The 13,709-nt window shown below is 32.3% G+C and carries 13 protein-coding genes; 8 read left to right on the forward strand and 5 right to left on the reverse strand.

Going from position 1 to position 13,709, the window contains the following annotated elements:
• Positions 1-59: 59 nt before the first annotated feature.
• Positions 60-494 (reverse strand): hypothetical protein, encoded by a 435-nt coding sequence (locus tag QLS71_RS04270; RefSeq protein ID WP_308990677.1) that lies wholly within the window; start codon positions 492-494, stop codon positions 60-62.
• A gap of 632 nt (positions 495-1,126) precedes the next feature.
• Positions 1,127-1,543: a hypothetical protein gene (locus QLS71_RS04275; protein WP_308990678.1), complete on the reverse strand. Its 417-nt coding sequence runs from the start codon at positions 1,541-1,543 to the stop codon at positions 1,127-1,129.
• A gap of 380 nt (positions 1,544-1,923) precedes the next feature.
• On the opposite strand from QLS71_RS04275, the gene QLS71_RS04280 reads away from it, so the two are divergent.
• From QLS71_RS04280 to def, 5 genes are all read left to right on the forward strand, one after another.
• The gene (locus QLS71_RS04280) at positions 1,924-2,952 is read left to right on the forward strand and encodes a rod shape-determining protein (protein ID WP_308990679.1); all 1,029 of its coding nucleotides are present in this window, start codon (positions 1,924-1,926) and stop codon (positions 2,950-2,952) included.
• An 11-nt stretch (positions 2,953-2,963) separates the two neighbouring features.
• Positions 2,964-3,788 (forward strand): rod shape-determining protein MreC, encoded by an 825-nt coding sequence (gene mreC / locus QLS71_RS04285; protein ID WP_308990680.1) that lies wholly within the window; start codon positions 2,964-2,966, stop codon positions 3,786-3,788.
• A gap of 495 nt (positions 3,789-4,283) precedes the next feature.
• Complete coding sequence (gene mrdA / locus QLS71_RS04290; RefSeq protein WP_308990681.1) at positions 4,284-6,260, forward strand: penicillin-binding protein 2; 1,977 nt, start codon at positions 4,284-4,286, stop codon at positions 6,258-6,260.
• 39 nt (positions 6,261-6,299) lie between these two features.
• The gene (gene rodA, locus QLS71_RS04295; RefSeq protein ID WP_308990682.1) at positions 6,300-7,577 is read left to right on the forward strand and encodes a rod shape-determining protein RodA; all 1,278 of its coding nucleotides are present in this window, start codon (positions 6,300-6,302) and stop codon (positions 7,575-7,577) included.
• A gap of 35 nt (positions 7,578-7,612) precedes the next feature.
• Positions 7,613-8,248, forward strand: coding sequence for a peptide deformylase (gene def, locus QLS71_RS04300; RefSeq protein ID WP_308990683.1), 636 nt, complete (start codon positions 7,613-7,615; stop codon positions 8,246-8,248).
• Here the strand turns inward: def and gldC are convergent, their stop codons facing one another.
• Together gldC and gldB are read right to left on the reverse strand one after the other, a co-directional pair.
• Complete coding sequence (gldC, locus tag QLS71_RS04305; RefSeq protein ID WP_308990684.1) at positions 8,249-8,584, reverse strand: gliding motility protein GldC; 336 nt, start codon at positions 8,582-8,584, stop codon at positions 8,249-8,251.
• Positions 8,584-9,516, reverse strand: coding sequence for a gliding motility lipoprotein GldB (gldB, locus tag QLS71_RS04310; RefSeq protein WP_308990685.1), 933 nt, complete (start codon positions 9,514-9,516; stop codon positions 8,584-8,586). Before gldB ends, gldC begins: the two co-directional genes overlap by 1 nt.
• A gap of 121 nt (positions 9,517-9,637) precedes the next feature.
• Here gldB and nadE point away from each other — a divergent pair, with 121 nt between their 5' ends.
• Together nadE and QLS71_RS04320 are read left to right on the forward strand one after the other, a co-directional pair.
• Positions 9,638-10,426, forward strand: a complete 789-nt coding sequence (gene nadE / locus QLS71_RS04315) for an NAD(+) synthase (RefSeq protein ID WP_308990686.1) — start codon at positions 9,638-9,640, stop codon at positions 10,424-10,426.
• Between the two features lie 102 nt (positions 10,427-10,528).
• Complete coding sequence (locus tag QLS71_RS04320; RefSeq protein ID WP_308990687.1) at positions 10,529-11,161, forward strand: response regulator transcription factor; 633 nt, start codon at positions 10,529-10,531, stop codon at positions 11,159-11,161.
• On the opposite strand, the gene dnaG is transcribed toward QLS71_RS04320, so the two are convergent.
• A complete protein-coding gene (gene dnaG / locus QLS71_RS04325) occupies positions 11,156-13,114 on the reverse strand; it encodes a DNA primase (protein WP_308990688.1) in 1,959 nt (652 codons plus the stop codon). The genes QLS71_RS04320 and dnaG overlap by 6 nt on opposite strands.
• 196 nt (positions 13,115-13,310) lie before the next feature.
• Between dnaG and QLS71_RS04330 the strand changes: the two genes are divergently transcribed.
• Positions 13,311-13,667, forward strand: coding sequence for a hypothetical protein (locus QLS71_RS04330; protein WP_308990689.1), 357 nt, complete (start codon positions 13,311-13,313; stop codon positions 13,665-13,667).
• The last annotated feature ends 42 nt before the right edge of the window (positions 13,668-13,709 follow it).

Below are 13,709 nucleotides of genomic sequence, written 5' to 3' on the forward strand. Positions count from 1 at the left end.
TTAAAAATCCATGAAATTTACGGTTCATGGATTTTCAATAGTTAAATTACCAACATCTTCTATCTTCCCTCCACTTCCGTAACAGTGCCTCTTGAAGTTACTGGATCTTCATTCCATAGAAACGTTTGTATTTTATCTAAATTCCTTGGTAGCTTTTTAATAATGATATCTACTCGGTAAGCATCAAAATTTTGAGAGCTTACTTCTTCATAACAATACGCGATATATAAATTCAATTGGTTTTTTCCTGAATATAAGCTAATCCGTTTTTTACTAACAATACTAAAATTCGGTTCTTCTATTAATGAAGGGATAAAAACAATGGCACTAACCTGCAAAACCTTCCCTTTGTAACTTGTCTGAACAATAGGAGATAAAGGTATAACAGATGCTGAGTTATAAGAAAAATTTATTGACGCATCTAATTTTTCTACTGTAACATTTTCTTTACTAATGGGTTTTCCTGGAGGAAGAATTCTCTCTTCTTTACTCATAATTATTAATTATTATTTGGTTTGTTAGTAAACTATTAAGTTGTTGTTATCCTAGTTTAAAAAAATATAAATAACTACAATATCTATTCTATTTTATTTAATCTTCGATTTATATCACTGCAAACTCTAACCAATTCCTCTCATGTTTTCATTTTCATTTTTACACAACAAACAGTGTCTTTTAGAAATTCTAAACACGTGGATTCGTTTATGCCAATTCCAGAATCTTCCACAATTAAATCACAAATAGGATTTATTTTCTGATTAAAACTGCAACCTCTTAAAAAACGTGAATAATTTTTACTTCTCTATTTTTTTGAGGACTGTTTAGCTGCTTCATGGTATAAACCAATGTAGAATCCCAATCTTTATTAAGATAAAAAAGAAGTCGATTTATAAAATAAGGAGTTCAATTTATAAACTCTTGCTTTTTCACTTATTATAGAATCAAAAAAGCTCATGTTCCATCTCCCTTTTGAGAAAAAGAGTAACCACTTGAAAATAATAAAATTAAAATTGTAACTAACTTAATTTCACTTTTTGCATTCATAGATGGTTTTATAAAAGCAGATATATAAAAATCCATGAAATTTAGGTTCATGGATTTTCAATAATCAAATCACAAATGATTTCTATCTTCCTTCCACTTCCGTAACAGTCCCTCTTGAAGTTACAGGATCTTCATCCCATAAGAAGGACTTTATCTTTTCAATAGCATTCGTTGAGTCTGGCAGGTTAAAACTAAAAGTATAAGGGTATACCGCAGTTGGTGTTTCTTCTACATAATCATAAACAAAATAAACACCTTGTGTTCCTCCTACCAATGAAGACGTTATGTAAACTTCTAAACTATTTAAGCTATCTTTTTCATCTACAAATACGGTAGCTGTTATAATTATATTAGTCCCATTCTTTACAGCACTTACTGCTGGAGGAAGAGGTGTATTTGTAGTTTGAGGCGATGGGCTCATTCTTTCTCCTTTATTAAGGGTATTAACTGTCGTTAATTTATTAGTTCCTGGTGGTAACTCTTTGTTTTCTGTACTCATATTATTATTTGGTTTATTAGTTAATTTTTAGGGCGCTCTTATTATCTTATAGAAAAAATTTGATAACAGTTACGTCCAAAGAAACAATAAAATATTTAATATTAAAAAAAAAAGGAACAAAACAGGAATTTATTATAATCAAACAATAAAAACATAGCACAAGAAGGTTTTTTATCACTTATTTTTTAGTTTGTACTGCTACTATTTCAATTATTTAAAGGAAAACACAAACAAAAATGCACCTCAATTCTGTTTTTTTGAAGGACTATACGGTTAATAAAATTAATTATGTAACTAAACATAATAAACTGTTTTTTTTTATTTAGATTTATTACTTTTACAGCATTCGTTTTTTAAACCTCTAATACTACTTATAGCTTATGGGCTTTTTTGACTTCCTAACCGAAGAAATTGCAATAGATTTAGGTACTGCAAATACTCTTATTATTCATAACGACAAAGTTGTGGTTGATGCACCTTCCATTGTAGCACGCGATAGAATTACTGGCAAAATTATTGCTGTGGGTCAAGAAGCGAGTCTAATGCAAGGAAAAACCCATGAAAATATCAAAACCATACGTCCATTAAAAGATGGTGTTATTGCCGATTTTGATGCTTCCGAACAAATGATAAGTATGTTTATTAAAAACATACCCGCATTAAAAAAGAAATTTTTCACCCCAGCACTTCGTATGGTGGTTTGTATTCCTTCGGGCATTACAGAAGTTGAAATGCGGGCAGTAAAAGAAAGTGCCGAACGTGTTAACGGAAAAGAAGTCTATTTAATACACGAACCCATGGCTGCAGCTATTGGTATTGGCGTTGATATTATGCAACCTAAAGGAAATATGGTGGTTGATATAGGTGGTGGAACGACCGAAATTGCTGTTATTGCTCTTGGAGGAATTGTTTGTGATAAATCGGTTAAAATTGCAGGTGATGTATTTACAAACGATATCGTTTATTACATGCGTACGCAACACAATTTATATGTAGGCGAACGTACTGCTGAAAAAATAAAAATCCAAATTGGTGCTGCCACCGAAGATTTAGACTTACCTCCAGAAGATATGAGTGTACAAGGACGTGATTTACTAACGGGTAAACCTAAACAAGTGTCTATATCATTTAGAGAAATTGCAAAAGCATTAGATAAATCTATTTTGCGTATTGAAGACGCTGTCATGGAAACCTTATCACAAACACCTCCAGAATTAGCTGCCGATATTTATAATACAGGTATTTATTTAGCAGGGGGTGGTTCTATGTTAAGAGGCTTAGACAAACGCTTATCTCAAAAAACAGACCTTCCAGTTTATATAGCCGAAGACCCTTTACGTGCTGTTGTTAGAGGCACGGGTATTACGCTTAAAAATTTGGCTAAATACAAAAGTGTTTTGATTAAATAGGTTTATAAAACATGCAACAGATTATTAATTTCATTATAAGAAACAAAAATTTTTTGTTGTCCTTGTTGCTGTTTTCTATTTCCTTTATTTTTACAATTCAAACGCACTCTTACCACAAAAGCAAGTTTATAAACTCTGCCAATTTTTTTACTGGTGGCATTTACAATTCCATTAATAATTTTACGGGATATATCAATTTAAAATCACAAAATCAAGTCTTGGCCGAAGAAAATAGTCGTCTAAAAATGCTCCTATTTAATTCCGAAAACAAAAAAGACTCTACTTATTTAGACACGATCACTTATAATGGCACTTATAAATTCACCTTAGCAAACGTTATTAGGAACACGTATTCTGGGGTCAATAATGTACTGCTTATAAACAAAGGAGAAAAAGATGGTTTAAAACAAGATTTAGGTGTTATAAGCTCAAAAGGCATTGTTGGTATTATTGATGGCACCAGCAAACGTTATGCAACGGTTATTTCTGTATTAAATACCACAAACAAAATTAGTGCACAACTAAAAAAAACAAATCATTTTGGCACACTGTACTGGAATGCCAAATCTGCATCTTATATCCAACTTATGGATATCCCTAAAATAGCACCTATCGTAAAGGGGGATACTATTATTACTTCGGGGCGTTCATCCATTTTTCCTAAAGGAATTCTGATAGGTGTTATAAATGATTTTAAACTAGATGCTGCCGAAAATTATTATGAAATAAACATCAAATTGTTTAATGATATGACCAATCTTGAACACGTCTATACGATTGAAAATATTGATGCTAATGAAATTAATAAATTACTAAATAAAACCGTTAATGAATAATACTGTATTTATACATATTACACGTTTTATTACATTGGTTTTCTTGCAGGTTATACTGTTTAACAATATTAATTTTCTAGGTTACATAAACCCGTATGTTTATATAATGTTTATTGCGTTGTTTCCTGTAAAAAACAACCGTTTTATTATTATTTTTTTAAGTTTTCTTTTAGGATTAACAATCGATTTATTTTCAGACACTGCCGGTATTCATGCAGCAGCATGCGTATTCATTGCTTATATAAGACCCATAATATTAAAATTCTCTTTTGGAGTCATTTACCTGCATCAAACAATAAAATTTAACGCGGTCGAATTCGGTGAAAAATTAACCTACCTAACCATACTCACTTTTTCACATCACTTTATGTTATTTTTTTTAGAAATGTTTAGTGTTTCAAAAATAATTTTAGTGCTTCAAAAAACGTTATTCTCAAGTATTTTTACTATTTTATTAATCTTAATAGTAACCATTATTTTTAGTAAAAAAACTAAATGAGACGATTCTTACTTATTGTAGCTATAGTGGCCGTTGGACTTATATTTTTATTCAGGCTTTTTTATTTACAAATATATAATGGGGGAGTTCAAGATTTGTATGAAGACAATGCCATTCGAAAAGTTTACGACTACCCAAAACGGGGTTTTGTTTTTGATAGAAACGGAGAGTTACTGGTTTCCAACCAGCCCTCTTACGATGTTATGTTTATTCCTCGTGAAGTAAAACCCTTAGATACTTTAGAATTTTGCAATTTATTGAAAATTGAAAAAGCTAGGTTTACAGAAATTTTTCAAAAAGCATATCATTACTCTCCTTGGTTGCCTTCTGTTTTTATTCCGCATTTATCAAAAGAAGATTATGCTAGTTTACAAGAAAAAATGCGAAAATTTGAAGGTTTTTATATCCAAAAGCGTTCTTTAAGGCATTATCAAACCACTATAGGCGCCAATGTTTTAGGTGATATAGGTGAAGTTAATGATGCTATTATTGCCAGAGACCCTTACTATAAAATGGGCGACCTTATTGGGAAACAAGGTATTGAAATCTCTTACGAACAAACATTACGTGGAGTAAAAGGCATTAAATTTATTCAAAAAGATAGATTTAATAGAGATTTAGGCCCCTATAAAGATGGTATTTATGATACGTTGCCAAAACCTGGTAGCGATATTACCATCACCATCGATGCGAAATTACAAGCCTATGGCGAATTGCTCATGCAAGATAAACATGGTGGTATTATTGCCATAGAACCTAGTAGTGGCGAAATTTTAGCCATGGTTTCTACTCCTACTTACAACCCTAATTTATTGGTGGGACGTCAACGTTCAGTAAACTTTTCAAAATTATATAACGATAGTATTAATAAGCCTCTATATGACAGAGGACTTCAAGCCATGTATCCTCCAGGTTCACCATTTAAAATCCTAAATGCACTCATTGGTTTGCAAGAAGAGGTGGTTACTACACAAGACCGATTTTATTGTAGCCATGGGTATAGTTATGGAGGCAGGAAAATGGGCTGCCATGGGCATCCAAGTCCTTTAGCTATGAACGGAGGCATTTACAATTCTTGTAATGCCTATTTTGCCAATGTTTACCGAAGAATCATAGACAAAACTAAAAGCCCCGCTACAGGCATGGACATTTGGAGCAATCATGTAAAAAGTTTTGGCTTAGGCAATTATTTAAATAACGATTTATCGGTTGGACAACCTGGTAAAATTCCAAATAGCAAAACATACGACCAGCTTTATGGTAAAAACAGATGGGGAAGCACCTTTAATCTCTCAAATGCGATTGGTCAAGGTGAAGTATTAACCACACCTATTCAATTAGCAAACATGACGGCTGCTATTGCCAACCGTGGTTACTATTACACACCTCACATCATAAAAAATATTGAAGGGCATAAAATCGATACTAAATATACAACGCCTAATCACACAACCATAAATAAAGAACATTTTGAACCCATTATACAAGGCATGTTTGATGTTTACAATCATGGTACTGCGGCAAGTGTTCAAATAAAAGGTATTGAAATTTGTGGAAAAACAGGAACTGCCGAAAACTTTGTAAAAGTTAATGGCGAACGCATGCAATTAACGGATCATTCTATATTTATTGCTTTTGCTCCTAAAGATAATCCTAAAATAGCACTCGCAGTATTTGTAGAAAATGGTTATTGGGGTGCTCGATTTGCTGGAAAGATTGCTAGTTTAATGATTGAAAAATACATTAACGAAACTATTACTAGAACCGACATGGAAGATTGGATTTTATGGCATACTTTAGAGCATGAGTATGCAAAGCCCTATTCTGGAAAACCTTTTGGAATCAATAAGAATACAACTTTAGAACTTGTTGATGAAACTGAATACAAACATCTTAAAGAACTATTAAATCAACTAAATAATAAATCCAAAAGCCCTGAAGAGTCAAAGAAAAATCAAGGAGCGAATTTATAAATAAAATTAAATAACTCATAACCCTACAATAAATAGTAAATGATAACGGAAGCTAGCAGATATTACAAATTTGATTGGATTACCATTATTCTATTCCTATTACTTGTTGGTTTTGGTTGGTTGAATATTGTGTCAGCTTCACATTCTGGAGATACTATAAACTATTTCGATTTTTCTCAACCCTACGGTAAACAACTCATGTTTATCTTTTTAACTATCGGACTTATTATTATTATTTTAGCTATTGAATCTAAATTCTATGAACGTTTTTCTAGTGTGATATATATCATATCCATGTTGTCCTTAGTAGGGCTTTTTATCTTTGGAAAAAATGTGAATGGTGCAACCTCGTGGTATGCTATTGGGAGTATGACCATACAACCTAGTGAATTTGCAAAAGCAGCTACAGCGTTGGCTGTTGCAAAATACGTTAGTGATTTAAATACAGACATTAATAGGATTAAAGACCAACTTCGTGTATTTGCTATCATCGCTATTCCCGCGATTTTAGTATTGCTTCAAAAAGACGCTGGTAGTACGTTGGTTTATGGTAGTTTTATTTTTGTACTATATAGGGAAGGCTTATCCCCTATATATTTAATTATACTTTTCATGCTAATTGTTATTTGCCTGTGTTCTTTAAAATTTGGGGTTATTATAACATCTATAATTATTACCATATTTGTATTAGTCCATCATTTTTCCAGACGGAGGAAACCAATGTTTATTCAACCTATTTCTATCATTTTAATTAGTATTTTAGTTTCATTTGGCGTTCGCTATTTTTATGATAACATCTTGCCTTTTCATCAAAAAGACAGAATAACTATTTGGTTAAGTCTTGAAAAAGATCCTATTAAATTAGAACGCATGAAGAAAACCATTGCGTATAATTTAAATGAATCTGAAAAAGCCATTAGCTCAGGTGGTATAACAGGCAAAGGCTTTTTGGAAGGTACCCGAACTACTGGTAAATTTGTTCCTGAACAACATACCGATTATATTTTTAGTACGGTTGGAGAAGAATGGGGTTTTGTTGGTAGTGCTGCCGTAATCATCGTTTTCATATTACTATTTCTTCGTATTCTACATTTGGCGGAATTACAACGTTCTCAATTTAGTAGAATGTATGGCTATGGTGTTGCTTCCATATTTTTTATGCACTTTTTTATAAATATTGGGATGGTTATGGGCGTCATTCCTACTATTGGCATTCCACTGCCCATGTTTAGTTATGGGGGTTCAGGGCTTTGGGGTTTTACCATTTTATTATTTATCTTTATTAAGTTAGATTCAGATAGAATCAACCAATGGTAATTGAATACGTTGTTTCCTTTTATTTTTAATTTTATATGAAGATAAACTGTTTCTTTTTAATTGGTATGAGCATCATACTTTCATCATGCTACGGATCAAAAAGTATATTGAAAAATTCCTTTTCGGCAGAACACTCTGAAATTATAATGAGTTCAGATTCATCAACTCCTATGCGCGTTTTCAAAATAACCAACAAACAAGACTCTCTGTTGCTTAGAATGAAAAGTCATTACATAAAAGCAACACCAAGCGATGCTGTTCTACAAAGGTTTGTTAGTCGCTTATATGCTACCGTTAGAGACAGCATCTCATTAGGCGTTGGTATTGCGGCACCACAAGTAGGTATTTTAAAAAACATTATTTGGGTGCAACGATTTGATAAAGAAAACATTCCTTTTGAAGTGTATTTAAACCCAGTAATTAAAAGCTATTCAGACAAAAAACAAACCTTTAGAGAAGGCTGTTTATCCATTCCAAACAGAACAGATACTTTAAACACCCGCGCTTTTTCAATTTTAATAGAGTATGATACTATGAAGGCGGAACATAAAACAGAAACTGTGGAAGGTTTTACTTCCGTTATTTTTCAGCATGAAATAGATCACTTAAATGGTATTTTGTATTTAGACCATTTGAACAAAGAAGTAATTGATGCTAAATCGAAAAATTAATTACTTTTTAATCTCCAACTTTTCAGCAAAATAATCGCAGAAATCTTTCATTGTTGCTGTCATTTTTTCGTCTTGAGTAGCCCGGTGAAATGTATCACTCATAGCCACTAGAGTTTGATGAAAAAACAATTTCATTTCATCAACAGGCATATCTTTGGTCCATAAATCAATTCGTAAAGTTTCTTGAACTTTAGAGTCCCAAACCGCTAACATCATTGCTTTAGCTTCTTCATTGGTAATTCCGCCATCCTCAGCCGTCCAATGCAGTTTTTCTGGTACTCTGTTCGCATCAAGTTCTACGGTTAATTCTATTTTGGAGGTAATTGATTTCGACATTACTTTCGTGGTTTAAACTTTGAATTATTAAAAATCTCTTCTGAACTTTTTATTAACATATCTTTTATAGATACCTCATTTTGCTGCATATAAGCCTTCACAATTTGCCAGCCAATATATTGCCCTAAACGCCCTGGCGATTCTGCATCAATATCTTCCAAATAAAATTTAGAGAATGGTGCAGGTGTAATAAACCTGCCCGCTAATTTGGTATCGGTGCTAAATAGCAATTCATGCTCAACAAAATAGCGCCAAATATAACTTTCGTTACTTATAGCCCAATCCAGTTGTTCTTTGGTATATCCTATACGTTCTGCTTCAGTTTTAAATGGAATAACCACATCTTTAAAATAAAGTTGTTTTCCAAAGTAAATAAGTTCGTCTAAAAACATTTTTCTTGCTTGCTGATGAATGTATTTTTTAGCATATTCTGTGGATAAATCCACTACTATTTGTTCCTTTTTTAAATCTTCTCTTAAATATTTAGAAATATTTTCATAAAACTCATGATTACTACCTAAATAATTATCTAATGCGATAACTACAATAGTATCCGTAATAATGATGCGGTTTCTATAATCGACATCGCTTGTTGTAGTAATAATTCTTGGGGTACGAAACTCAGGAAAATAATATTTTAAATGGTTAAATAAAGATTCAATTTCCAACTCGGTAGCATCAATATCTAGAAACGTTTTTTCTACCTCGTTAAATAGTTGTTTTTGCAAGGTGTCTTGTGCCTTTTGAATCCAGAAAGAATCTGAATATTTTTCTGAAAACATAAACGGGTATGCCCGTTTTAAATCTGGTAAACTTTCATTATTAATTTTAGCAAATAACAAATCAAATCTTTCAATATGAGCATCTAAATTAATCTTAGCAATGTCATTTTCTAACCCACTCTCCTTTTTACAAGAAAAGACCGTAACCATTATGGTCAAAAAAATTAATATATGTTTCCTATAAAACTTAAACGTCATAAATTTTTATTAATAGAGTGTTTCGTTTATTTTTGTTAGCAAAGGTACAATTCTTGGATTAAATTCATTTGAAATGCAAACAGAAAAAGTTGTAAATTATATAGTTCATTGGTTAAAAGATTATGCAACCCAAGCAAGGGTAAATGGTTTTGTTATTGGTATTTCAGGGGGGATAGATTCGGCAGTAACATCTACACTATGCGCTAAAACAGGCCTAGATGTGTTATGTATTGAAATGCCCATCCACCAAGCCGAAAGCCATGTAACCAGAGCTCAAGAACATATTAAACAATTAAAAGAAAAGTTTGATACTGTAAGCGACACCAGAAGCGATTTAACACCCGTTTTTGAAGCATTTAAAAACGAAGTGTTTTTTGATGGAGACCAAGCTACTGTTGACATGGCACTAGCAAACACCAGAGCACGCTTACGCATGACAACCCTTTACTATTACGCCGGTCTTTATAAGTTATTAGTAGCTGGAACTGGTAATAAAGTAGAAGATTTTGGAGTGGGTTTTTATACAAAATATGGTGATGGTGGAGTGGATTTAAGTCCTATTGCCGATTTGGTTAAATCTGAAGTTTATGAATTAGGAGATTTTTTAAAAGTACCAGAATCTATTATGAACGCTGCTCCTAGCGACGGACTCTTTGGAGATGCAAGAAGTGATGAAGACCAAATAGGCGCATCATACCCAGAATTAGAATGGGCTATGAAAATGGATGAAGCGGGTAAACGAGCTGAAGATTTTACAGGCAGAGAACAAATTGCCTTTAATATATACAAACGATTCAACACTGCCAACAAACATAAGATGATTCCTATACCTATTTGCGAAATTCCTAGTAATTTGCTTTAAATGTTGCAAATTATCTAAAAATATACTACATTTGCAGCAAGCTTAATCTCTCAATTATAATATCTTTCTAACTTAATTATAATAAAAAAAGCTTTTACAATTATGATAAAATTATTAATAGCAGACAACCACCCTATTACAAGGAAAGGGCTTGAGGTTCTTTTTTCAGCATCTTCTAACATTAAAATTGTTGCTAGTGTTGACAATGGCGATGCCATTTTAGAATACATCAAAAAAAATCCTGTAGACATTATTTTAACCGAAGCAGATCTTCCTAAACTGAACGGTTTGACCGTTTTACGTTATTTAAAAAAAGACTATCCAGACGTTAAAACTATTATCTTTAGCGCACAACCTGAAGAAGTATATGCCGTAAATGCCATAAAAGCTGGTGCTCATGGTTATATACATAAATCAGTTAACGTTATAACAATTAACGAGGCTATTTTAAAAGTTAACGATGGTGGTATTTATTTAAGTAACGATTTAACGCAGCAATTAGCATTTGGAAACAGAGTTAACAAAGGCGGATCATTCTACAAAAAACTATCAACCAGAGAAGCAGAAGTTTTAAAACTTTTAACTATTGGTAGAAAAAACAAAGAAATTTCTAAAGAACTTGATATAAACGAGAAAACAGTTAGTACTTACAAAGCACGTTTAATGCGTAAATTAAAAGTTACTAATCTGGTAGATTTAGTTAATCAAGCAAAGCTTAACGAATCGTTGCTATAATACACGATTAAGTTTTCTAGACAACAACATTTTTAGACCCGAATAGTCTTTTACTTCTTCAAGTATATTTCTATTCGTGTCTATTTTGTTTTGTAAGGTTTCCTGTTGAAATTCTTTCACCTTTTGGTCTATTAAAAAACAACGAAGGCTTAATATAGTTTCACTTACCAATTGGGCCACACTATGTGTTTTTTCTTTGGGAAAGATGTTCATACGTTGCCAATTATCTAATGCATACCGCTCATCTTCCATTAAAATATGAGTGATTTCATTACCCATTTCGGCATCTACAGAATTTATAAAGTTTTTTAGCTCAAACTCTGGATTTTGGTTTAAGGTATCCATAATGGTGTGATACAAGGTTTTAAATTGCGGATTGGAAAATTCCATCTCATCATCTTGAAGGTCTAAAAACACTTTTTCGAACACTTTAACTTGATGGATAACTGGTTCTAAAACCAATTCGTTTTTATCATTTTCTTTCAACACCAAATCTTCAAAATCTTCAGTTCTGTTTCCATAAAGTAACAACACTTCAATTATTTTTCGTTCTAAGATATACTGAACATTTACTTTTTCAACTGGCTGTTCATGCTTAATAACTTGAAATGCTTTTTGTTCGGCTTTAAATTGTTTATTCTCTTCCTGAGAGTCCTTTTTATTAATCTGCGCCAGCGTACTAAACAATACTTCCTCACTAATATCCATAATTCTGGCACATTCCTGAATATAGATTTCTTTTTTAATATGGTCTGGAATTTTTGAAATACTATTAACAATATCTCTTACGGTATCTGCTTTTTTTATAGGATCATTTTTAGACTCTTCAAATAAAACAGAAGCTTTAAATTGAATAAAATCTTTAGAGTTTTGAGATAAATAAGCAGCCAATTCTTCCAAAGTATTCTGTCTGGCAAAACTGTCGGGGTCTTCACCTTCGGGAAATGTACAAACTTTTACATTCATACCTTGTTCCAGAATTAAATCAATCCCTCTTAAGGATGCTCGCATACCTGCAGCATCACCATCAAAAAGCACCGTAATATTTTTTGTAAGTCTGTTTATTAAGCGAATTTGTTCGGATGTTAAAGCGGTGCCTGACGAAGATACCACATTTGTAATACCTGTTTGATGAAACTGAATCACATCAGTATAGCCTTCAACCAAAAAGCAGTTATCTTCTTTGGCGATACTTTGTTTAGCATGATAAATTCCATACAACACATTACTTTTATGGTAAATATCACTTTCGGGTGAATTTACATATTTAGCCGCTTTTTTATCGCTGGTTAAAATACGTCCTCCGTACCCCAAAACACGCCCGCTCATACTTTTTATAGGAAACATAACGCGTCCTTTAAACCTATCGAAACGTTTATCTTCTTTTACAATAGTAAGTCCAGTTTTTTCTAAATAATCGATGTTATAGCCTTGTTTTAAAGCTTCGTCTGTAAAGGCCTGCCATTCGTCAAGCGAGTAACCCAAATCGAATTTCTTAATAGTTTCATCAGTAAAGCCACGTTCTTTAAAATAACTTAAACCTATCGATTTCCCTTGATCTGTTTTATGCAGTATCTTTTGAAAATAGGTGTTTGCAAATTCACTTACCAAATACAAGCTTTCCCGTTCGCTCGCTTTTTCTTTTTGCTCGTTACTTTGTTCGGTTTCTTCTATTTCAATATTATACTTTTTAGCCAAGTATTTTATGGCTTCAGGATAAGTAAAATGCTCATGTTCCATTAAAAACGATACCGCCGTACCTCCTTTTCCTGTTGAAAAGTCTTTCCATATTTGCTTTACGGGCGATACCATAAAACTAGGCGAACGCTCCTCGCTAAACGGACTCAAACCTTTGAAGTTACTACCCGATTTTTTGAGTTGCACAAAATCGCCAATAACCTCCTCTACACGGGCGGTTTCAAAAACTAAATCTATGGATGCTGGTGATATCAATTAAAGAGGAGATTATAATTAAAATGTAAAGGTAATTATAAACTATTGATTATTGAAATTTACATTTTTAGGAAGTTTGAATTTGTGGGAAAAAAGAACTAACTTCGTTTGACAACTGAACTGATAAAGTTCATAAAACGGAACTTTATCTTTGTATTAGCATTCATTGCACAACGCACTCAAAACCATAAAACAAATGAAAAAAGTATTTGGATTTCAAATTTCTATAAATGGTAAAGAAATATGTCGAGCTGGATTTGAAAATGAAAACTCCATAGTTACCTGTATTTTAGATTCTATAAGAAGAGAAAAGGACAGTTCAGAAAAATTAAATATTTTAGTTAGCGGATTAAATTCGGACACTCATCAACATGCTGATTGGTTTAGAAATAAATTAGAGGAAGGAGATAAAATTTCTATAGAAATAATATCTAACAATTTTGATTCTCCCATTTCAATAGGAAAAGCTTACTCCAAAAAAGATATATTAACTCAAAAATTAAAATCGTACCACAAATTAAAAGAAGAGTTAAAAGATTATTTAGAAGAATAAAAAGCTGCCTGAATTTACTCAAACGTCGAATTACTGGAAAGC

The organism is Mariniflexile litorale, assembly GCF_031128465.2.
GTDB classification, from domain to species: Bacteria; Bacteroidota; Bacteroidia; order Flavobacteriales; family Flavobacteriaceae; genus Mariniflexile; species Mariniflexile litorale.